The sequence below is a fragment of the Thermoclostridium caenicola genome, from assembly GCF_900142095.1.
In the GTDB taxonomy this organism is placed as follows: Bacteria; Bacillota; Clostridia; order DSM-8532; family DSM-8532; genus Thermoclostridium_A; species Thermoclostridium_A caenicola.
The window spans coordinates 1-21,864 of record NZ_FQZP01000001.1; the positions used below are offsets into that span (position 1 = coordinate 1).

Annotated in this window: 17 protein-coding genes, 1 pseudogene and 2 riboswitches; of the genes and pseudogenes, 7 read left to right on the forward strand and 11 right to left on the reverse strand. The window is 50.2% G+C overall.

Features of this window, described 5'->3' with window-relative positions:
* Positions 1–141: pseudogene (locus tag F3H12_RS00005) on the reverse strand (IS30-like element ISCth2 family transposase); the annotation flags it as partial.
* A 563-nt stretch (positions 142–704) separates the two neighbouring features.
* Here F3H12_RS00005 and F3H12_RS00010 point away from each other — a divergent pair.
* The 5 genes from F3H12_RS00010 (at position 705) to F3H12_RS00030 (ending at position 4,688) form a co-directional block, all read left to right on the forward strand.
* Positions 705–935, forward strand: coding sequence for a hypothetical protein (locus F3H12_RS00010; protein ID WP_149677295.1), 231 nt, complete (start codon positions 705–707; stop codon positions 933–935).
* Between the two features lie 108 nt (positions 936–1,043).
* A complete protein-coding gene (locus tag F3H12_RS00015; protein ID WP_149677296.1) occupies positions 1,044–1,235 on the forward strand; it encodes a hypothetical protein in 192 nt (63 codons plus the stop codon).
* A 105-nt stretch (positions 1,236–1,340) separates the two neighbouring features.
* Positions 1,341–2,528 carry a peptidoglycan-binding domain-containing protein gene (locus tag F3H12_RS00020; protein ID WP_188118278.1) on the forward strand — a complete coding sequence of 396 codons (1,188 nt, stop codon included), beginning with the start codon at positions 1,341–1,343 and terminating at the stop codon, positions 2,526–2,528.
* A gap of 20 nt (positions 2,529–2,548) precedes the next feature.
* Positions 2,549–3,337 carry a hypothetical protein gene (locus tag F3H12_RS00025; RefSeq protein WP_149677298.1) on the forward strand — a complete coding sequence of 263 codons (789 nt, stop codon included), beginning with the start codon at positions 2,549–2,551 and terminating at the stop codon, positions 3,335–3,337.
* Positions 3,338–3,653: 316 nt separating this feature from the next.
* Positions 3,654–4,688 (forward strand): hypothetical protein, encoded by a 1,035-nt coding sequence (locus F3H12_RS00030; RefSeq protein ID WP_149677299.1) that lies wholly within the window; start codon positions 3,654–3,656, stop codon positions 4,686–4,688.
* A 112-nt stretch (positions 4,689–4,800) separates the two neighbouring features.
* On the opposite strand, the gene F3H12_RS00035 is transcribed toward F3H12_RS00030, so the two are convergent.
* The 4 genes from F3H12_RS00035 to serA all read right to left on the reverse strand — a co-directional run bounded on the left by F3H12_RS00035 (position 4,801) and on the right by serA (position 11,033).
* Complete coding sequence (locus F3H12_RS00035; protein WP_149677300.1) at positions 4,801–6,975, reverse strand: RNA degradosome polyphosphate kinase; 2,175 nt, start codon at positions 6,973–6,975, stop codon at positions 4,801–4,803.
* A gap of 1 nt (position 6,976) precedes the next feature.
* Positions 6,977–8,539, reverse strand: coding sequence for a Ppx/GppA phosphatase family protein (locus tag F3H12_RS00040; RefSeq protein ID WP_149677301.1), 1,563 nt, complete (start codon positions 8,537–8,539; stop codon positions 6,977–6,979).
* Between the two features lie 69 nt (positions 8,540–8,608).
* Positions 8,609–9,250 (reverse strand): lactate utilization protein, encoded by a 642-nt coding sequence (locus F3H12_RS00045; RefSeq protein ID WP_149677302.1) that lies wholly within the window; start codon positions 9,248–9,250, stop codon positions 8,609–8,611.
* A gap of 178 nt (positions 9,251–9,428) precedes the next feature.
* The gene (serA, locus tag F3H12_RS00050) at positions 9,429–11,033 is read right to left on the reverse strand and encodes a phosphoglycerate dehydrogenase (protein WP_149677303.1); all 1,605 of its coding nucleotides are present in this window, start codon (positions 11,031–11,033) and stop codon (positions 9,429–9,431) included.
* 210 nt (positions 11,034–11,243) lie between these two features.
* Positions 11,244–11,325: riboswitch (glycine riboswitch) on the reverse strand.
* Positions 11,326–11,404: riboswitch (glycine riboswitch) on the reverse strand.
* A gap of 215 nt (positions 11,405–11,619) precedes the next feature.
* Between serA and F3H12_RS00055 the strand changes: the two genes are divergently transcribed.
* Positions 11,620–11,874: a YkuS family protein gene (locus F3H12_RS00055; protein WP_149677304.1), complete on the forward strand. Its 255-nt coding sequence runs from the start codon at positions 11,620–11,622 to the stop codon at positions 11,872–11,874.
* Positions 11,875–11,885: 11 nt separating this feature from the next.
* On the opposite strand, the gene F3H12_RS00060 is transcribed toward F3H12_RS00055, so the two are convergent.
* Together F3H12_RS00060 and F3H12_RS00065 are read right to left on the reverse strand one after the other, a co-directional pair.
* Positions 11,886–12,362, reverse strand: coding sequence for a pyridoxamine 5'-phosphate oxidase family protein (locus F3H12_RS00060; RefSeq protein WP_188118279.1), 477 nt, complete (start codon positions 12,360–12,362; stop codon positions 11,886–11,888).
* 121 nt (positions 12,363–12,483) lie between these two features.
* A complete protein-coding gene (locus F3H12_RS00065; RefSeq protein WP_188118280.1) occupies positions 12,484–12,882 on the reverse strand; it encodes a MarR family winged helix-turn-helix transcriptional regulator in 399 nt (132 codons plus the stop codon).
* A 190-nt stretch (positions 12,883–13,072) separates the two neighbouring features.
* Between F3H12_RS00065 and F3H12_RS00070 the strand changes: the two genes are divergently transcribed.
* Complete coding sequence (locus F3H12_RS00070; protein ID WP_149677307.1) at positions 13,073–13,825, forward strand: YEATS-associated helix-containing protein; 753 nt, start codon at positions 13,073–13,075, stop codon at positions 13,823–13,825.
* Between the two features lie 2 nt (positions 13,826–13,827).
* Here F3H12_RS00070 and ftsY read toward each other — a convergent pair whose 3' ends face one another.
* The 4 genes from ftsY to F3H12_RS00090 form a co-directional block, all read right to left on the reverse strand.
* Positions 13,828–14,742, reverse strand: coding sequence for a signal recognition particle-docking protein FtsY (gene ftsY / locus F3H12_RS00075; RefSeq protein ID WP_149677308.1), 915 nt, complete (start codon positions 14,740–14,742; stop codon positions 13,828–13,830).
* A gap of 48 nt (positions 14,743–14,790) precedes the next feature.
* A complete protein-coding gene (gene smc, locus F3H12_RS00080; RefSeq protein WP_149677309.1) occupies positions 14,791–18,375 on the reverse strand; it encodes a chromosome segregation protein SMC in 3,585 nt (1,194 codons plus the stop codon).
* A gap of 59 nt (positions 18,376–18,434) precedes the next feature.
* Positions 18,435–20,108, reverse strand: a complete 1,674-nt coding sequence (locus F3H12_RS00085) for a transglutaminase domain-containing protein (RefSeq protein ID WP_188118281.1) — start codon at positions 20,106–20,108, stop codon at positions 18,435–18,437.
* Between the two features lie 126 nt (positions 20,109–20,234).
* A complete protein-coding gene (locus F3H12_RS00090) occupies positions 20,235–21,620 on the reverse strand; it encodes a citrate/2-methylcitrate synthase (protein WP_149677311.1) in 1,386 nt (461 codons plus the stop codon).
* Between the last annotated feature and the right edge of the window lie 244 nt (positions 21,621–21,864).

Here is a 21,864-nt window from a genome sequence, read left to right on the forward strand (position 1 = left end):
GTACAACTCTATGGCGTATCTTTCTCTTTCATTTAGGTGTTTGTTTTTTCTTGTTTCTGTGTTATTATTCATATATAACTCATGGTACTCCTTTGCTAATGTTTTTCTTTGGTTATTAAACATTTTACAATGGATTACCATGAGTTTTCTATATATTACGGCATTTTATTTTACAACTTCCCGCTTTGCTGATTCGCGTTGGTTGTAAGAAATAATAAATCTCAACTTATTCTATATCTCCTGCATCTATTGGCACAAATGATTTACTGTTTCGTGTTTATAACACCGAAATAGCAATTATTGACAGTAATGGCGTGATATATTACTATAATAATTACTAATTTGTAAATTAAAATGATGATTCTTTATTTTTGCTTATCAACCAAACATGTTTTAAAGTCGCGGCAGGATAACAGATTGCAACAGCACTTCTGTGCATCTGAGACCATAAAGTGTGTGCGTGCCAACTTGATATCCTTGCAATGGAACCGATAGCAGGACCAGCCCAAAGAGGGGCTTACGCGAGCCTCGGCATCAGCTGTTGTCCATACGGCACTGAATCCGGGCATTAATGCAAGAACCAGGCTGAATGGTGAATACAGGAACCTAGGGAGTATTGAAAGAGCAAAAAGAACTGGACAGCATTGAGGTGACTGTAAGGGGCTCATTATATAATGATATTTACAAGAGGAGGTTCACGGGTTATGAAGATGATTGTGGATCCGGACCGGATAGAGGAACTTGGAAGGCAGCTGAAGAATTTCAGTTTGGATGTAGAAGGCATGTACCGGTACGTACACGATATGGTGACGAGGCTGGTAGATGCGGTGGATGCAAAGTACCACGAGAGCTATGTGAGGGCGAACACACGGGCATTGCGGGAAGCGCTAGGGACGCTGCGCGGCAATACGGAAACGGCATCCCGTAACCTGTAGGATTTATCAAGGTATGCCCTTGAATCGGCGCAGGAATACCGTGCAAGGGATAGCCAACTGGCCCGGCTGATAGCACAAAGCAGTATAAAGTTTGGGCTGAACTTTGACATGCAGAAGGCGCTAAGCGGGATATACAGGATAACGGGCGTATCAACCTCAATAGGTAGCAAGTTTGCGGTGGGAAATTTGAACATAAAACTGGGTACTGGAAGGGTTCCCGCATTACTGGCAGGCGGAAGTATACCTGTCCTGACAACTGGAGCGGCAGCAACCAACATGCAGGAAGTTGGAAATAAATAACAGGATGCGCTGGCAAAGCTGGATGAAATCATACGGCTTGAACAGAAGATTGTATGGGGTTTATTATCGCCTGGGTCTCATAATGCTGAAATGCTGAGTAAAACATTGAGCGAGAAGAACAGTGTTATAGAAACACTTCTGTCATATGAAGAAGATGAGCAACTAAGAAAATTGCTTATAAAAGTAAAAAAAGGCGAACTGGGAGCTTGGGAGGAGTATAAACTTAGAAAACTTGAGAAAAGGGTTATACAGAGTGGTTATATAAGCGAAGAAGATAAGAAATTGATTGAGAAACTATCAATAGAGTTATTGATGTCAAGAAACCTAGGAAAACAGATAATATATGAAGATTTAGATGAGCTGAGGTGTAGATATCCTATAAAAGGGGCAGGAACTACAAGAGAGGATATAGATAAATTAAAAGAAGAAGGAAAAGGACTTGCAGGGATAATTACTACCTCTATTCAGAACAGAATTTATAGCAATAAATATTCTAATCGGCCTGATGCGAATACAGGAGTTCCATTAAGCGTACTTATTGCCAGCTACGGAGTCGAAGGAGACACAAATATCATTATGGTACAAGCATGCTTATCGGTTTTAGGGTTTCCAATAGGAGATTCTGGCCCCAATAAAAATGGTGTTGATGGGGATTGGGGCGCTAGAAGTAAAGCTGCAGTCAGAGCATATCAGCAAATGAAAGGATTGGAAGCAACAGGTAAAGAAAGTAGTGATTTAGCTAAATCTTTGCTGGATTCGGTTAAGAATGGTGAAACGATAGATACCATTCTCGATAAATACCTTCAAAATCCACCTATGTCTAAAGCGGGCCTTATCCAGCTACCTGAAATAGGAAAAGGATATATTATTGTAGATAATTATGTACATGCAAAAACAGGAGAAAATTGGGGAACACCTGAAACAGTCAAGTCATTGTTATCATTGGCAGAGAAATGGGCGGAATATGATGATTCTTTATTGAGATTTAATGACTTGAGTATAGAAATAGGAGGTAAATTTGGACCACATGGAACACATCATAATGGCAAATATGTAGATATACGTCTTATAAGAAAAGATGGTGGTCTTGGTGACACTAACATCTACCACGATACCTATGATAAGGTGAAAACGAAAGAATTAGTCAGTTTGTTAATTGAAGATCCCAATGTTGAGAAAATATTGTTCAATGATGTGGATATAATCAGAGAATTTGTAAATAATGAGAACGGTGTTAAAATTATGAAATATCCTGGACACGATGATCATCTGCATGTTCAATTCAAACGTTAATTGTAGTCGAGGTGATGCTAATGAAGAGGTATACTTTTCTTACGAAAAAATGGATTGAATTGCTGATAATTACGATATTGCTTTCAGGATGCAGTATTAGTACCGAAGATTCCTTGCAGCCCCCCCAACCAGTAGAACCTGATTATTCCCACTGTTCGACGGCAACACCTGAAGCACCGCAGACAGAACTTCCTGCATTAATCATTTCAGAATCAACTTCTCCAACACGGTCACCGGATAATCCAACAACAGATGCCGACAAATCCCAGACCCCCCCAGCGACACCTGAAACTGCGCAGACAGAATTGCCAGAACCGGCGATTTCTGAAACCACCTCTCAGCCAATACCTACGGCAAGAATTCCGGCACCAGAACCGCCGGAAAAGTTTCCAAAAGGGCTGGTCACAAACTATGACCTTGTACTGCTATATAACAATAAAGAACTGTTCCTGGATATGCAAAAGGAAGAGCTTATTGATATCTTAGACTGCCCTATAACAAATACAGAAATTGATAATGAGTCTTTTGACGAGTTCACAATTGTGACTGTTTTATTTGAAGACGGTACAAAAGCTGTTTTTACAGATGATACTTTATATTCATTAACCGTCAGCAGCAACAAATATATCACCCCAAGAGGACTGCGGGTCGGCGATTCAGTTGAGAAATTGCTAAAATTATATGGAGAGCCGGAATACATTCATGAAGGAGTTTATACTTATGGATACTATATAAGCAATTATGATCTTTTTATAGTGACTACTGATAATGGCACCGTTGGGAGCATTATGATAACTATGATTATGTAGTCTGTATTGATGGATCATGTCTATTGTATTTAATAAAGACAATAAGCTGTGAGGAAACATTTTCAAAGCATAGTTCGGTACGCTAACACACTAACAAACCTGATCTATTGCAATTGCAACAGCACTTCTGTGCATCTGAGACCATAAAATATGCTATGCTTACCAACTTGATATCCTTGCAATGGAACCGATAGCAGGTCCAGCCCAAAGAGGGGCTTACGCGAGCCTCGGCATCAGCTGTTGTCCATACGGCACTGAATCCGGGCATTAATGCAAGAAACGGAAAGTCTGCGTGCAAAGGATGGTGCAATCTTTCATGAAAAAAGCAATCGCCCTTGTTTTATCCATATTATCAGTCGTATTGCTCTATTGTGGATGCGCCCGAATGGCGGCGGAGCATTCTATACCGGATTCCAGCGATAATGTAGCTAACATTGAGCCATCTATACCTGAAGCCTCTGCGGAAGAACCTGTGATACCAACTCCAACACCTGCAGCATCGACAACAGCACCTGAACCACGAGGGACAGCAACCAATACACCATCAATATCGGAGGAATTTAATACTGAAAATGAAGAGCCCAATTCTTTTAATGCTATTATAAGTGCAATAAGTGTAGATGGGATAGTTGATAATGGACTCCTGATAGGAGCGACAAAAGATGGCTCCTGGCATACAATGGAAGATTTAGGTTTACCGGAGCATATTCGAAAAGTTCATGGTGGTTTCCTGATAGGAGCTTCAGAGGACGGCCCATGGTATACAATGGAAGAATTGGGGTTATCGAAAAATATACTAGAAAACCCGGACATACCGTATGCAAGAGGAGGAGAAACATATTATTTATATTCAAAAAATGGATGCGTCGGTACGGTAGTTGGAGAAAAACCTATACTGCATTTAAATATTGGTGGTTTGGAAAAAGTTTTTAATGTTAAGTTTACGCCAATAGAAGCAAACGAGAGTTATTTGATTGGTATAACCGGAGATTGGAACCCGCTTCCAAGGAGGCCGAGTCAAACCAAAGACATGGATTTTTTAGTTGATTTGGACGGTGACGGAAAACAGGAACATTTCCGTTTTACCAGCAAGAAAAGTGAAAAGCCCAATGGAACAGATATCATGATGGCAATATATACAGATGATAAAAGTAAACCGGTAGCGGAAACAATGGTTGTATATAACCTTGTTAAAGGGGCGAAATATGATATTAGCACAATGGATCTGAATGGGGACGGAATCCTGGAAATTATTACTATGCATCTTGGCTCATCTTATGTTGCAGTATCAGTATATGAATTTAAAAACAATAATCTTCAGGAAGTTTTGTCCTCATATACAGGTAATTAATGCTTCGTTGGGAATAAAGATAACGGTAACATGATTAGCTGATTTATTATCCTATTATAAAAACATAAAGCCTTGCAATTGTACTTATTGAGCCAATGCAATTAGGCCGGAATTACACAAATGAATCGCTTTCCTGGATCGGACTTGATACCGGGCGAAATACTCTTTGCACGGTCTGCTTTGTTATTTCGAAGGTTTCGGCTTCAGCTTCTTCCATGAAATAATCCTGTGCGCTAAGCCTCTTTTCCCCTTCCTGCGGAAGGACCAGGGCATATTTGCCGTCCTTGTTCATATGCCTCGCCTTGACGTTATCCTTCAGATAAACCTCCAGGATATGCCGGACACGGCTTTTGGCTTCAGGATCCTCAATGGGAACCAGGAGTTCCACGCGCCTGTCCATATTCCTTTCCATCCAGTCGGCACTGGAGATGAATACCTCCTCATTGCCTTCGTTACAAAAGCAGTAGATGCGGCCATGCTCCAGATACCGGCCTACGATGCTCCTCACACGGATATTCTCGCTTATCCCTTTCAGACCGGGTCTCAGGCAGCACATGCCCCGCACAACCAGGTCAATCTGTACACCTGCGGCAGAAGCACGGTAGAGCCGTTCGATGATTTCCGAATCCACAAGGGCGTTCAGCTTGGCCTTTATGTAGGCCTGCTTGCCTGCCAGGGCATTCCGAATCTCCCGATCGATAAGGGAATTGAAGTGCCTGCGCAGCATGGTGGGCGCCATGACCAGTTTATGAAGCCTTGGCCTCTCGCAGAAGCCGGTGAGGGCATTAAAAACGGTGGATGCGTCCTCCCCGATATACTTGTTGCAGGTCAGAAGCCCGATATCGGTATAAACCTTTGCGGTTTCATCGTTATAATTCCCCGTGCTGATATGGACATACCGGTTGATCCCGTCATCCTCCATCCGGACGATCAGGGTGATCTTGCAATGGGTTTTAAGCCCTACCAGGCCGTAAATCACGTGGCAGCCTGCTTTTTCCAGGCTCTTGGCCCAATGGATATTGTTTTCCTCGTCAAACCTGGCCTTCAGTTCCACCAGCACCGTCACCTGCTTGCCCCGGTCGGCAGCCTCCGCCAGGGCCTTGATGATGGGCGATTTGCCGCTGACCCGGTACAGGGTCTGCTTGATAGCCAGCACGCGGGGATCATGGGCGGCCTTTTGGATCATGTCCACGATGGGTTCAAAGGATTCATAGGGATGGTGCAGCAGGATGTCTTTTTCCCGGATGGCTTCAAAAATGTCTTTCCCGTCTGCAAGGGCCCTGGGTATCCGGGGTGTATAGGGCCTGTATTTCATCTCATCGAACCCTTCCATATCGTACAGCTCGTATAGGAAGGTCAAATCCAGCGGACCATCCACCCGGAAGACATATCCATCCCGCAGTTCCAGCTTCTTCTGAAGGATCCCGGTCAAAAGCTCGCTGGATCCCCTGGATACCTCCAACCTCATCGCCTGGCCACGGATTCTTTGCTTGAGCGACTTCTCAATTTCCAGCAGAAGATCCTCTGCCTCATCCTCGTCTATGGCCAGATCCCCGTTACGGGTCACCCTGTAGGCGCAGGCGGCCTTGATCCGCTTGCCGACATACAGCCTGTCGATGAACATGGAGATCACATCTTCCATGAGGACAAAGGTTCTTCTGCCGATTCCCTTCAGCTCCACCAACCGCGGGAAAACAGACGGCACCTGGACTGTGGCAAAGATATCTTCCTCATGGGATCCGCCGTTATCAATCAGGACACCGATGTTCAGAGTCTTGTTGTGTATCAGCGGAAACGGGCGGCCCGGATCGACAGCCATGGGAGTCAACACCGGATAAACCACGCTGTCGAAATACTCGGACAGATAGGTTACCTGCGCTTCGTTCAATTCACCCGTAGACAGGAGATAAATGCCGTTCTTCCGCATTTCGGGAACAAGTTTTTCGCTCCACAGGGCATATTCATCGGCTACCAGAATGCTGGTCCGCTCGGCTATCCTGTCCAGCTGGGCTGCAGGTGTCAGACCGGTTGCGTCGGGCCGCGTAAAGCCCGCATTGATCTGGTCATTGAGGGAACCTACACGCACCATGAAGAATTCATCAAGATTGGAACTGGCAATGGCCAGAAACTTGAGCCGTTCCAGCAGTGGATTGTCCTGGTTTGCGGCCTCGTCCAGCACCCGCTGATTGAACTCCAGCCAGCTCAATTCCCTGTTGAGCAGGTATTGCGGTTTGGTATGCACCACTGACGGGTTCCCGTTGCGTTCCGCGGGATTTTGTCTTTCCATATCACTTCTCCCCAACCATCCTGTTCCTGATGACCATCTGGGGTTTTAAGCCAAAAACCTCCGAGAAAAACTCCGATTTCATGTTGAAGGTCCAGTTTTCAAGAACGGCTTCCTCCCACGATTCCACCCGGACAATGAATTGATCCCCCGAAACATCCATAGCGCTGATGCTCAGTTTCTGTTTATGGCTGGTATCCATGGCATCGGCCATCCTGATGATGGCGATGAGCTTCATGGCTTTTATTCGCTCTTCGGTTCCCAGCTTCACCAGTCCCGTGCTGCCGAGTTCCGGCGTTTCGGAGCTGTGATAGCGCGCGATACACGCGGCCATGGTAAGTTCTTCGTCGGAAAGGCCGATGATCTGGGAAGCTCTGATGATATTATAGGAATAGACATAATGGGGATCGGAGGCGATATATTTGCCGATATCATGGAGGATGGCCGCAATCTGCAGGATGAATCTCTCCCTTTCGCCCAGTCCATGGATACCGGTCAGCCGGTCAAAGATCTGCAGTGCCACCCTTTCCACGTAGCGCACATGTTTTTCGTTGGTGCGATATCGGGTGGCCATTTCCCGGACACAGGAAAGGATATCGGCATCGAAATCCATGCTGATACCCTTCTCCAGTTCGTCGTTGTACCTTTCAAGGATCAGGCCATCCACCAGCGAAACGCTGGGAATGATGAGCTTGTCGCTGCATGTCTTATCGAGGAACTTCTTGATCAGGATCAGGGAGGGCACAAAGAGTTCAGCGTCAGCCAAGGGAATATCATATTCCTCCGAGAGGGCCCTTGGTGTCTTGCCCAGGGCCTGGACGTAAATACGCTCGAACTGTTCTTTGTCCAGTGAAACTACGCCTTTGTCCACACCCAATCGGGCCAGTTCCGCTAGATAATCCAGCTCGCCGCTGGCAAGGACAAAGTGCTTCAACTCATTGGAGCTTTTCAGGTATTCGACGCTTTCAATATGCGCTTCAATATACTCTTCAAGGACCCTGGAAAAGTTCAGGGTATGCTTTTCGATTTTTGCGATGGATTCCTTGATACGCAGGGCTCCCAGTTTCAGGCTCTGGCTTGAGGCCAGGAGGTTGTTCTCCATCAGGAGCAACTGGATGCTGCCGGCCCCGATATTCAGGATCAGCGTCGGCTCGCTTATATCGATGATGCCATTGTTCATCAGTTGCCATTTGATGGCCTTGTAGGTTAGGAACTTTTCCTGGGAGTTATTGATGATCTCCACATCGAAACCCGTCTGGAACTTGATCCTGTCGATCATGAAATCCCGGTTGGCAGCTTCCCTGAGAGCGCTGGTAGCCACAACCCGCCATTCGGTAACGCCATAATCCGCCATCAGGCGCTTAAATCCCTGGATGGCTTCACAGGTTTTCTTAACGGATTCAAAGCTGAGTTTCCCGTCATTGAAGGTATCCCTGCCCAGGAGGATCAGGTGGTCAACGGTTTCCAGATCCCGGATCCTCCCTTCAGGGGTTACCTCCACAATCTTCATCTTCAGCCTATAGGAACCGATATCAATGGCGGCAAAAAGCCTCGGCGGGCAATACATGGTCACACTCCCCGTTCATTCCATCATACTCAGGATGCCCATTGTTCATGCCTCCGCTTTTGCCCCATATCAATAGCCCAGTTCCTCGCCGACAAGGATGACCTTGATGCGGTCGGGAACCATCTGCTGCCTGAAAACCACATAATCGCAGCATATCCTGTCCTCGCTCCTGCAATCCTGGCAATAGCCGGTATGGACACAGGGCGTCCTGCGCGAAAGACGCACGGTATTTGCCGGAGCGGCGATCTGCCTGAGCCGGTTGACGGCTTCGTCCAGATCGGTCACGATTTTGTTGCAGCCTGCGATGACGATAACATTGTCCGGCCCGTAAATCATGGCGGCCACCCGGTTCCCTCTACCGTCCACGTTGAAGAGTTCGCCTTTTTCGGTAACGGCGTTGGTGCTGGTCAGGAAGAAGTTCACCGAGAAAGCCTTTCGGTGAATTTCGGTCATCTGCTCCGGCGTCAGGCCTTCCGCATAGCGATCATAGAATATGTATCGCCCCGAGCGCAGATGATCGATAACCCCTGTTTCAAAAAGGGTCATGGATCCGCCCACCGCCACCGTGTCGCCTTCCTTCATCAGGGTCTCCAGCAAAGGGACCACATCCTTGCGGGATTCCACATAGAAGGCCTGCATCCTGTTTTTTTGGAGATTCTCCATGGTCCTTTCAATTCTTTTCTTCATGACAAACTGTAGATGCTTATCCATAACAACACCTCTGTATACCCGTATAGTCATATTATACCATAAACGGAAATCGCAAACCCCTGCGGGGCGCAACGCGACCTGTTGTCCGGGACAGGTTTCTGCCAAATGACAAAAATCCGGCCTGGGATCCCGATTGCACCCCAAACCGGATCTTTTGCTATCCTGTCAGCCCCGGGAATTAAAAGTAAAGCTTGGAGGCTTTCAGTATGCCGTCGATAGAACGGAGCTGCTCAAGTATCTCATCGGAAACATCGCTGTCCACGCTGACAAAGGATACGGCCTTGCCATCCTTGCTGTTGCGGCTCCACTGCATGGCAGCGATATTGATATTGTTCTCGCCCAAAAGGGTGCCCACCTTGCCGATGATCCCCGGGACATCCCTGTTCTGCAGGGCCAGCACATACTGGGTCGGTTCAAAATCCAGCTGGTACCCGAAGAAATCCACAATCCTGATGCTGTCCCTGGCAAAAACCGTTCCGGCAATCGAAAGGGTTCTGTCCTTGCGATGGATCTTCACGGTGATCAGGTTGGTGTATTTCTCAAGGGTGCTGGTCTTGCTTTCAATAAGCTCAATGCCCATCTCATTCAGCTTCATCAGTGCATTGACGTAATTCACTTCGGAGTTCATGATGGTGGACAGAAGACCCTTGACCACAGAAATGGTAATGGGTTTGGTATCCAGCCCCACCAGATCGCCGCTGTATATGATCTCGATCTTGTTTATCCTTTCCTTCTCAGCCTGGAAGTAAATGCTTCCCAGTTTTTCACCAAGGCTGAGGAAGGGCTTGAGCTTGTTCAGATCACCTGTGATATGGGGCATGTTGACGGCAGATACCAGTTCGCCGTTCAATACAGCCTCCACCTGCTTGGCCACGCCCAAAGAGCAGTTCACGTTGGCTTCCTTCGTGGAAGCGCCAAGATGGGGAGTAAAGATAACCTGATCCAAATCAAGGAGCTTGTTCCAATAATCCTGCTCCTCAGGAGCCTTGTTGAAGTTGGGCTCAACCTCCTGAACGTCGAGGGCTGCTCCTGCCACATGGCCCGACACAATCGCGTCATAAAGGGCATCCTCGTCAATCATACCGCCCCGGGCCACATTGACAATTCTGACGCCCTTCTTGCACAGGGCCAGCTCGCGCCTGCCGATGAGGTTCTTGCTTTCAGGGGTTTTGGGGATATGAATGGTAATCACGTCCGCCTCTTTCAGCAGGTCATCCAGGTTTTCCTTCCGGATAATGCCCAGCTGGGCGAACCTTTCATCCGATATGTAAGGATCGTAACCCACAATGTTCATGCCCACGCCTTTCAGCTTCTTGGCAACAATGGAACCAATCTTGCCAAGACCGATGACGCCCGCGGTCTTCCCTTCCAGTTCCTCACCGACAAACTTGTTTCTCCTGAAGTCCTTGTTCTTGGCTGCGTGATGCGCCTGGGGGATATTTCTGAACACAGCGAATATCAAGGCAACGCTCAGCTCGGCAGCCGCGTTGGTATTGCCTTCAGGGGTATTGACCACCGTAATGCCGCGCCTGGTGCATTCCGCCACATCAATATTGTCCACGCCATTGCCTGCCCTGCCGGCTACCTTCAGCTTTACTGCCTTTTCCAGCACTTCGTGCGTTACTTTTGTGGCACTTCGTACGATGATTGCGTCGTAGTCTCCGATAACCTCCAAAAGCTCTTCCTTTGAGATGCCAAAAGGCGTATCCACCTCAAAGCCCTTGCTTCTGAGATACTCGATTCCATTTGGAGCCATCTTGTCGGTTACGATAATTTTTGCCATGCTTATACCACCTTTATCCAATTTAGTGTGCGCTTTTTCATACGCCGGGCAAGCCATCGGAATATGGAAATCCAGCTGGCGGAACCATTCCCTGGTCTCAAAAAAGCAAAAAGTCAAACGCGAGTTTGACCTGGCAGATGATGCTTTAAATGCAATGGCCCAATGTGACCCGGTTTATGCTTCAACAGGGTCATGCCATGTGAAACCATGCCGCACTCTGTCCTTTTGCCTGAGAGATACATTCCATGGCGGAACTTGCCCCTTCGGCGCCTTAACGGTCTCTCCAGAGTTCCGTCCGGTCAAGGTCTTTTTACCTGAGAGTATGACTCCTTCGGTGTGCTGCCTGGCAGCCTCTCTCCCTCGGCCTTCATCCGGTTCCGATATTCTGTTTTATGCTGTACGGAAGGTTTGTTAAATATTTAATAATGATTATACTCCAAGGCATGGAAATGTCAAGTGCTTATAAATCTGCCATATTGCACGGAAACGGTGGAATATTTTAGGGATGTTTTGGGCAGAATAAGCATGGCGACCATCACAACCTATCTCATGTGATAGGCCAGTATGAAACGACAGGAGGTTTACCATGCATAAGATTGCGGTCCAGGAAGGATTGGACAGAATCGGCGAGTATCTGGCTGCCAGGGGATACCAGGTTGAAAAGATCGGTTTCGACGCGGCTTCACAGGTAAAGGACAAGGATTACGATGCCATTGTGCTGTCAGGCATCAATGACAATTTCCTGGGCGTCTGCGACACCGTAACCCGTGCCCCGGTCATCATCGCCACCGGCATGACTGAAGAGATGATTTATCAGCAGTTGGAAAAGCGTCTTCAATAGGACAGTGCCTGCTATCTGTCACGTCTGGTTCCCACAAGCGGCACTTCGTCACGGAAGGCCTTTTTTTCAGCCACGCTGAGCCGCTCAATAGCGGGCCTGCCGTCGCTGTACTTCCAAAGCGAAATCAGGGTTGGTTCCACCTCCACCACACATTCGTCATCCAGCCATGAGTAGGTTTCAAACGATCCCTGGTGCAGCCTTGAATATTTTTCCCTGAACCACGGGATATCATAGGGATGCCCCAAGATTGCTGCTGTCCCTTCAATCTGGATATTCTCCATGCATAAGGCCACCCGGAGGTTTTCCCTGATCTGGCTGATCTTCATGGATGCGGCTGATGTCTGGAAGGCTGCCTTCAGCCCATTAAAGACAAAACTCATGTTCCGCGCGGTCACGCGGCCTCCGGCGCAGGTGGCCAGCGCCATGACGGCGCTTTCGCCCAGCTTCGCCAGGATTTCCTGTTCCAGAGCCTCATAAGAGATTTCCACAGTATCCATCCCCCTTGTTTTTGTATTCCTTCCATGCGGAGTGGAATAAGCCTCATTTGGTTTGACATAAAACCATTTGGGTAAAAAAACTGTTTTCAGGGATAGCTTTGATCCGCTATCCTCAGAAATTATCCTTAATTCTTTTAAGCAGGGCGACGAGCTGCTGCTGTTCTTCCTCGGATATCCCCCTGTACAGGGTAGTCATCAGCTCCTCAGAGATTTGAAAAAAAGCCTTCTCCATGGCTGCTCCCTTTGGAGTCAGGGAAACGCAGTAACTCCTCTGATCCTCGGGATCCCGCTTCCTGGTCACATAACCCAGATCCAGGAGTTTATTGACCAGCGCCGTAATGGTGGATTTATCCTTGCCGGTCACCCGCGAAAGCTCCTTCATGGACATTTCCTTATGGATAAAAAGGTTATACAGGATGTTGCCATGGGAGGTGACCAGCCCATGGAGCCCGTGCCGTGCCATCTGTTCTTCGAGGAACCGGTTCGCCCTGTCCCTTATGGCTGATATCAAGGCTAATGCACTGCCTACCATGAGGCCATTATAGTTTGATATCAAATAATTGTCAAGATTCGCCAGGTTTTTTGGGAGATACCTGATGCAGCCTGTCGATTATATGGGCGGACAGGCGCAACGCGTCATTCACGCGCAGCGGACCACAGGCTTACACTGTATCAGGAACGTTTTTTCAGATGGGGTCCCCATGGATCATACATTGAAGCTTCTCTTGGTCATGGTCGCATCCGGCCTTCTGGGCGGAGTGGTAAACTTCATATATAGCTATTCCAATGGAAGAAAAAAGATGGTGCAGTTCGTTGATCTATTGAAATCGATGATCACCGGTGTGGCGGCTGCCCTGCTGATTCCCATCTTCCTGAATACCATATCCAGCAACATCGTCAAGGAATCGGAAACCGATGATGGCAAACTGCTGGTTTTCGCAGGTTTCTGCGTCATCGCCGCCGTCTCATCAAAAGCCTTTATCAAAGCCATTTCCGGCAGAGTCCTGGAACGGGTTAACAGGATCGAGGAGGATGTACAGGCCGTCAAGTCGGAAGTAAAACCGATGGTCCTCAAGCATTCCGAATTTGATGAGGCCAAAAGGCGTAAGGAAAAGGCTGACGGCAGAAACAGCCCTGTTCAGGCAAACAGCGCAGGGGAAACCGTTCCGGATGAAACCAAAAGCATAAAGGTGCTGGAGAAGCTGGCTGACAGCGATTACGCCTTCCGCTCCATCGAAGGGCTTGCCAGCGATGTCAACATGGAGCCCGAACAAGTTCAGGAATGCCTGGAGCATTGCGTCTCCAGCGGCCTGGCCGGACAGATAGAGAACAGCCTGGGTGTCCGTTTTTATATCACGGAGGACGGGCAGAGCCATCTGCTCAGCTATAACGGACAAAACAAAGAAGAACCGGAAGACGCGCAACCGGCTCAACAGGAGTATCCTCAGGAATAGGCTTATTCAGCTGCCATCAGGGCTTCCGCGAAGTCCTGCGGGATGAAGGGCTGCAGATCATCCATCTGCTCACCCACGCCTACAAATTTCACGGGAACGTTGAGCTCGTTCTTGATGGACAGGATGATACCGCCCTTGGCCGTACCGTCCAGCTTGGTCAGGATTAACCCGGTCAGCTGCGAGACTTCCGAGAAGGTCTTGGCCTGGGAGACCGCGTTCTGTCCGGTGGTGGCATCCAGCACCAGCAGCGTCTCCACGGCAGCCCCCGGAAGTTCCCTGTTGATGATGCGGAACAGCTTTTTCAGCTCTTCCATCAGGTTCTTCTTGGTGTGGAGCCGTCCGGCGGTATCGCAGATCAGCACGTCCACCTTCCTGGACTTGGCCGACTGAATGGCATCAAAGACCACGGCCGATGGATCTGCGCCCTCAGAATGCTTGACGATATCTACGCCGGCGCGTTTTGTCCATATCTCCAGCTGGTCGATGGCTGCAGCCCGGAAGGTATCGGCCGCCGCAACCAGCACCTGTTTGCCCTGGGATTTCAGCAGGTAAGCCAGCTTTCCGATGGACGTGGTCTTGCCGACGCCGTTGACGCCGATAATCACAATGACCGACGGCGTTGTGGAAAGGTTCAGGCCGCTCTGCTCATCGCTCAGTCTCTCGGCAATAATGCGCTTGATGGCCTGACGCACCCCTTCAGCGGTGGTGATCTTTTCCTTTTTGACCATATCCCTGAGCTGATCGATGATGGCCACCGAGGTTTCAACCCCAACATCGGCGGTGATCAGGATCTCCTCCAGTTCCTCAAAGAGCTCCTCGTCCACCTTGCCGAAGGATACCAGCACCTGGTCGATCTTCTGCGCAATGGATTCTCTCGTTTTTTTCAGGCCGTTCTTCAATTTATCAAATACGCCCATGGTTGTCCTCCTGCGATTGTAATCTCGGGTAAGCGCATGGCTTCCCATTTACCCGGCGTTCCGCTCAAGGCTCTTGTCCAGCTTCATGGATACCACCTTGGACACCCCGTGCTCCTGCATGGTAACGCCATACAGGGTATCGGCTGCTTCCATGGTGCCCTTGCGGTGGGTGATCACGATGAACTGGGCCTTGTCGGTATAGCGACGGATATATTCTGCAAATTTATAGACATTGGCGTCGTCAAGCGATGCCTCAATCTCGTCCAGTATGTAGAAGGGAGCCGGCCGCATCCGCAGTATGCCGAATATCAGCGCGATGGCCACCATCGCACGCTCCCCGCCGGAGAGCAGCATCATGTTCTGGAGTTTCTTTCCCGGCGGCTGGACAATGATGTCGATGTCGCTCTCAAGCACATTTTGCTCGTCAGCCAGCCGCACCTCGGCATGACCTCCCTCGAACAGTTCCTTGAACACCAGGTTGAAATTGCGGTTGATCAGCGCAAACTGCTCGACAAACTGTTTTTTCATCACCTGGGTGATCTCGTGGATGACCTTGTTGAGCTTTTCCTCGGATTTCACCAGATCATCCCGCTGGGTTTTCATGAAACCATAGCGTTCCCTGGTTTTGGCGTAATCCTCTATGGCCGCCACATTCACAGGGCCCAGATCCCGGATCTCGGCCTTCAGTTCACCAATTCGGGTCTGGGTGGCCCGGACATTGGTGATCTCCTGCCTGAAGGGTTCCGCGTTGCCGTAGGTCAGGCCGTATTCATCCCATAACCTGTTCTGGATGGTTTCCAGCTCGGCCTCCATCTTGGCCTTCCTGGCTTCCAGCCTTCCCAGCTCTTCCTGCAGGCTCATGATGGTGTTATTATGGCCGGTTACGGCATCCAGCATGCCTGCCAGCTCTTCCTCCAGCACCCGCATCTCTTCGGCAAGGCTTTCGGCCTTAAGTTCCAGGCCGGTTTTTTCTTCGTTCAGGCTGCGGATTTTCTCCCGGAGGCCTTCAATGGCAGCCCGGAACTCTTCAATGCGCTGCAGGTTGTGCCTGCGGTCGGCTTCGCGCTTTTCCAGGCTTCCCGAGAGGCTGGCCTGCTCCTCCTTTATCTGGGCAAGCTGTTCTTTCATGTTCTGGATGCTCTCGGCTATGGAATTGACCGAAACCCGGTAATCGTTGATGTCCGCATGCAGCGCATCCCGTTTTGCCTGCTCGTCCTTGTTCTTTATCTGATGAGACTTGATAAGCTCCTTCAGGGCCTGGATCTCATCCTCTATCCTGCGGGCGTTCTCGGTCTCCTGGGCGCTTTCGTTCATGACCTTCTGAATATTCCGGTCAATCTCCTCTTCCTGCTGCCTCAGCAGCTCCACCCTGGCCGACAGGCGCTTGATGTTTTCAAGGATCCTGGCCACATGGCTCTCGTCCCTGAGCCTGACCAGTTCCAGATCGGAAAGCGCTTTCCGGCTTGCTTCCAGCTCTTCGGCGTTCTGCCTGCTTTCCTGTTCAGCGGCACTGATCGTCTCTTCCAGTTCCTTCTGGCGTTTGACCGCCTCCCTGATCTTGTCCTCCAGTTCCCTGATCACCCTGTGCCGGCTGATCAGGCTGGACAGCTTGGAGGACTGGCTTCCGCCCGTGATGGAACCGCCGGCGTTCAATAGTTCCCCCTCTCTGGTCACGATGCGGAAGGCATAGCTGAACCGGCGCGCCATCTGGATGGCTGAATCCATGTTGTCCACAATCACTGTCCTGCCAAGGAGATTCAGGATGATGCCCTTGAACCGGCCGTCGCAGGAGACCATGTCGGAGGCGATGCCCTCAAAACCCGGCATGCTGCGGACCTGGCTTAAGATTTCAGGTTCCAGGGTTCTGGGTTTGACGGAAGAGACGGGCAGGAAGGTGGCCCGCCCCAGGTTATGGCGTTTGAGATATTCAATGGCCCGCTTGGCCGCGTATTCATCATCGGTGATGATGTTCTGGAGAGCGCCGCCGAGGCAGACCTCGATAGCCACCTCGTAAGCTTCACGGACGGTGATCAGCTGGGCCAGCGCTCCGTGGATACCCCTTCCGAATTCCTTATCGTCATGGCAGGCCTTCATGACAGCTTTGACGCTGTGGCTGTAGCCTTCCATGGTGGCTTCCATGTCCAGCAGCACCTTGCGCCTTGATTCCAGGCTGTGAAGGTCGCGCCTTACCGTGTCGCAGGTATTCCGCAGGGACTCCAGCCTGCCCATGATCTGGTTTTTCTGCGCTTCCAGGCGATCTGCCGTTTCCCTCGCGGCAGCGATCGCCTCCCGGGTCTTGCGCAAAGAGGCTTCCAGGTCCTCTTTCGTCATCTGCTCCCGGTCCTTTTCCAGGATGGCCTGGCGAATATCCTCCGCAAGCCTGTTCTTCAGCTGCCGGTAGTTTTCCAGGTCGTTCCTCAGGTTGTTGGCCCGGATCCTGGAATCGGACAGCTGATCCTGCTTGTCCATCACGGTTTGCTTGGCCTCTTCAATGATCCGCTCGCTCTCATCCAGTTGGGTCATGATGGCGGCAAGCTGCTGCTCGGCCTCTGCCAACAGGTTTGCAAACCGTTCCGAGTCTTTGGTCAGCTGCTGGAGCCTTTTTTCCTTGCGCTCGGCCTCGGCTTCCAGGGCGGCCATCCTTCCCTGGAAGTTCCGAATATCCTCGCCATAGCCTTCATTGCTGGAATGGAGGTGGTTGATCTTCTCTTCATAAACCCGGATATTGCTTTCGTTCTTTTCGATCCCGGTTTCCAGGCTATGGATGGACTGGCGCACGCTCTCGGCCTCTTGTTTGAGCCTTTCCAGCCGCTCGTTCTTGCTCCTGTTGCTGTTGCGTATATTCTCTATCCTTCTGTTTTCTTCATCGATCTGTTCCTTCAGCCCGTCGGCCTGGCCATCCACTTCTTCAATCCGTTTTTTCAGCTTGTCAATGGTGTCCAGGAAAAGGCTGACTTCAATACCCTTCAGTTCGTTGCTGAGGTCGATGAATTTCCTGGCTTTCTCGGCCTGCTGGGCCAGCGGTTCCAATTGTGCCTCCAGCTCAGCGATGATGTCATTGATGCGAAGAAGGTTCTGCCGGGTGCTCTCCAGCTTCCGCTCGGCTTCCCTTTTCCGGGCCTTGTACTTGGTGATGCCGGCCGCTTCCTCGAAAACCTGCCTTCTTTCCTCGGAACGAGCGCTTAATATCTCGTCGATGCGGCCCTGCCCGATGATGGAATAGCCCTCCCGGCCCACACCGGTGTTCATGAAGAGCTCGGTAATGTCCTTCAGCCGACAGGGTGTTTTATTGATGGCATATTCACTTTCCCCCGACCTGTACATCCTCCGGGTAATGGTTACCTCGGAAAAATCGATGGGAAGGGTCCTGTCGCTGTTGTCGATGACCAGTGACACCGACGCAAACCCCACAGGCTTCCGGTGCTGTGTTCCGGAAAAAATGACATCTTCCATGCGGCTTCCGCGCAGGGTTTTCGCGCTTTGCTCCCCGAGAACCCAGCGCACGGCATCGGCGATATTGCTCTTTCCGCTGCCGTTGGGACCCACGACCGAAGTCAGTCCGGAGTTGAAATTCAGCACAATTTTATCGGCAAAAGATTTAAAGCCCTGTATTTCAAGGGATTTCAGATACAAACCGTACACCTCTGAGCATAGAGATTAAAAAAGATCTACATCATTGTATCACAGAAAGGTTATTTAAAAAATAGCTCGATAATCCCATAGCTGTCTACGGGTTTATAGGCGCAAATCCTCCTGTTCGCCCTGGACTGGATTTCCTTGAAGGCCTTGTTCAGATCAAACCCGATTTCCTGGTTCGGGCTTATCTTGACGGCAATCGAATCGTGGCCCTCCCTGGCTTTCCTGGACGCATAGGAGACAAATGCGTCATACCCGATGGCGATGAGATCGTTATAGACATAATAGTTATGCTCTGTGGAGACGCAGACAGGATAACTGGTTCTGTCCCACCGGTGATCCCTGCCGATATCCTCATCGGGCAGGTTGAAATAGGTATGGATCAGCTTGTTGCTCCCGTCTTTCATGATTGGATCATCCCATGTGGCATCGAGATGATAATATTTCCCTTCGATTTTAACGATGTTCCAGGCATGGCTCTGATATGTGCCCGTAAAGCTGTTCAGCGCCTGGCCGGTCACCAGCAGGCATTCCACCCCGGCCCGGTCAAGCAGCAGCTTTATCGCCTTGGCATAACCTTCGCAGACCGCCTTTCCAAGGCACAGGACGCCATAGGCAGAGTTGGCTTCGGGAGATCTAGACGGGGTCGGATCATAGGTGCAATGATTGACGATATAGTCATGGATGACAAGCTCCTTCTGAAAATCGGTCATGCCGGGCCGGATCAATTCCCTCAGCAGGGCTTCGGCCCTCTCCTCCAGAAGCCGCCTGTGTTTTTTCACGATCTCGATATCCAGGCTGTAATCGAATGTGAGCAGGCCGTCGCTCCGGTAAATCAGGCCTGTATTGTAAAGAATCTCGGGCGTGTCGTTAAGCACATCCTGCCAGACGGCGAAGACCTCCTCCGGGGTATCGGAAGCGGTATTGACGGGAAGCATGATGGATTCGGACACCGACAGAAGCGCATCGCGGATCAGCTCATAGACGACCTCCCGGTCGGAGGGTCGATACGCATAACCGGGAAGGCGCATGCCGGTTCCTGATGCAGGATCGCTGAGAATAAAACCATATTTTGCTGCCGTTATGGCACTGATATACCCTTTCCCTATCAAATCCTCCATCAGATGACGTCTGTCGGGAAGCCTTGCCTGAAGCGCGGCATAAAGGATACCCACCGCGTCATCCTTTATCAGGACCTTTTTGCTGAGGATGGTAACAGCCCTTTCGTCCAGCCCGCTGATCTCACCCAGGAACGCCATCGGGCGAAGAAGGACTTCCGGGGAATCGGTGCCATAGCCCATATTCCTGAGGATCATGGCGGCAAAAGTGTCGCTGTCCATCCATGCCCTGGGACTCAGGGTGCCCGGGGATGTGCCTGCCGCCATGCCTGTTTTGACGGCATAGGCTATATATGGACGCGCAGAGGGCGCGATGAGATGGCTGTCGGAATACCGGGAGAGGATTCCGTCCACCTCGCTTTGGGTTAGCGCATGGACTTCATCCTTCTTCCCGAACAATTTGACAAGGGCCACAACAGCCGCCTGCCTCTGGAGCTTAGCCCCCGGCTTCGCATCAAAAGGCTCGGTATACCAACCGTCGATGATGCCCAGGGCATGGAGCAGGGCGGCCTCAGCCTCATATCGGGCGGCGGACACCGGCACTATAGCAAAAGAGGATATGAAAACCAGGAAAACCAGAAGGATAATGATGAACTTTTCCGGTTTTTTCATCATATTCTCCCTTACTTCGATCTAGCTTCATTATAGTGCCTGTCCGCCCAAAACGACAATAAAATTCTGTTACATTTTCTCAATGACAGCAATAAAGGCGTTAAGCGCCGGGATTTCGAGGCGGGATCACACCGGGGAATCCTGGCCCCTGTCCTTCAGCCTGACATAATCCTGGCGTTTCTTGATGTTTTTGTACGCCGGGCGGATGATCCTGCCGCCGTTGAGATGTTCCTCGATAATATGGGCACACCAGCCCACCACACGGGCTATCGCGAAGATCGGCGTATTCATTTCCACAGGTATGTCCAGCATGTTATAGACAAAACCGGAATAAAAGTCGATATTGGCACACATGGGTTTATCGGATTTCTTGATTTCCCTGAATACCTCGGGAGCCAGTCTTTCGACCCGCTTATGCAGTTCAAACTCTTCCATTCTGCCTTTCTGGCAGGCAAGCTGTTCAGCCTGCTCACGCAGCAGGATGCATCGCGGATCCGACAGGGTATACACCGCATGGCCCATACCGTAGATCAGACCGGAACGGTCGAAGGCTTCCTTTCTGACGATTTTGGCCAGGTAATCACGGATCTGGGCATCGCTCCCCCAATCCTTGACCTCACGCTTAAGATCCTCCATCATGCCGATGACCTTGCTGTTGGCGCCGCCATGCTTGGGCCCCTTAAGGCTTCCGATGGCTGCCGCCAGCGAAGAGTAGATGTCGGTTCCAGAGGATGAAACAACATGGGCCGCAAAGGTGGAGTTGTTACCGCCGCCGTGCTCGGCATGCAGCACGAGGGCCAGGTCAAGAACCTTTGCCTCCAGCGGCGTATACTCGCCCGATGCCCTCAGCAGCATCAGCAGGTTTTCGGCCGTGCTCAGTTCCGGCCTGGGCTTATGTATCACAAGGCTCTTCCCGTCGAGGTAATGGGCCTTGGCCTGATAGCTGTATGCAGCCATCAACGGGAACTTGGCGATCAGGTTCACGCTCTGCTTCAGCAGGTTCTTCACGCTGGTATCATCCGGATTGTCGTCATAGGAGTACCAGATCAGCACCAGCCGGGCCAACTGGTTCATCAGATCACGGCTGGGTACATTGAGGATGTTGGATCGCACAAAGTCCTCGGGGATGCTCCTGTACGCTGCCAGCACGCTCCTGAACTGCTCCAGTTCCCTCTCCGTGGGCAGATCGCCATGGAGAAGAAGATAGGCGCATTCCTCAAAGCCAAACCGGTCTTCGGACAAAAAGCCTTCAACCAGGTCGTAGATGTCGATGCCCCGGTAAATGAGCCGGCCTTCCACCGGAATTTTCTCATTTTCGTCTATCACGTAGGCATGGACCTCACCGATCTCGGTGAGCCCGACCAGCACACCCGAACCGTCTTCATTCCTCAGACCTCTCTTGACGTTGTATTTGCTGTAAACGCCAGGCATAAACCTGCATTTGATTTCGGCCGCTTCCCCCCAGATGTCAAAATAGTTGTCCAGTTCAGCCTGGGTTATCTCCTTAAGCATGAAAGCAACCTCCTTGTGAGATAGCTGTTGTCGCCATATTCGATTTTTACTATTGTATAAAAATAATACGCATGCGTCAAGAGATTTTGCAATTATCATCATGCGATATTGCAAAAATCCTTGTGCCTGCATTTTTCGAACCCGTCCACAAAAACCAACAACGCATCTGGTGGTCTGCATAAAGCCGCCCAGACAGACTGTTCCATTTTTCACAAGTTGGGAGATTGCATGTCCATACTTGCAA

Coding starts and splice junctions, on each gene's coding strand:
- F3H12_RS00090 (WP_149677311.1), bottom strand. CDS start 21,620: ATGCTTAAGGAGATAACCCAGGCTGAACTGGACAACTATTTTGACATC.
- F3H12_RS00085 (WP_188118281.1), bottom strand. CDS start 20,108: ATGAAAAAACCGGAAAAGTTCATCATTATCCTTCTGGTTTTCCTGGTT.
- F3H12_RS00035 (WP_149677300.1), bottom strand. CDS start 6,975: ATGGAAAGACAAAATCCCGCGGAACGCAACGGGAACCCGTCAGTGGTG.
- serA (WP_149677303.1), bottom strand. CDS start 11,033: ATGGCAAAAATTATCGTAACCGACAAGATGGCTCCAAATGGAATCGAG.
- F3H12_RS00040 (WP_149677301.1), bottom strand. CDS start 8,539: ATGTATTGCCCGCCGAGGCTTTTTGCCGCCATTGATATCGGTTCCTAT.
- ftsY (WP_149677308.1), bottom strand. CDS start 14,742: ATGGGCGTATTTGATAAATTGAAGAACGGCCTGAAAAAAACGAGAGAA.
- F3H12_RS00045 (WP_149677302.1), bottom strand. CDS start 9,250: ATGGATAAGCATCTACAGTTTGTCATGAAGAAAAGAATTGAAAGGACC.
- F3H12_RS00010 (WP_149677295.1), top strand. CDS start 705: ATGAAGATGATTGTGGATCCGGACCGGATAGAGGAACTTGGAAGGCAG.
- F3H12_RS00055 (WP_149677304.1), top strand. CDS start 11,620: ATGCATAAGATTGCGGTCCAGGAAGGATTGGACAGAATCGGCGAGTAT.
- F3H12_RS00070 (WP_149677307.1), top strand. CDS start 13,073: ATGGATCATACATTGAAGCTTCTCTTGGTCATGGTCGCATCCGGCCTT.
- F3H12_RS00025 (WP_149677298.1), top strand. CDS start 2,549: ATGAAGAGGTATACTTTTCTTACGAAAAAATGGATTGAATTGCTGATA.
- F3H12_RS00030 (WP_149677299.1), top strand. CDS start 3,654: ATGAAAAAAGCAATCGCCCTTGTTTTATCCATATTATCAGTCGTATTG.
- F3H12_RS00015 (WP_149677296.1), top strand. CDS start 1,044: ATGCAGAAGGCGCTAAGCGGGATATACAGGATAACGGGCGTATCAACC.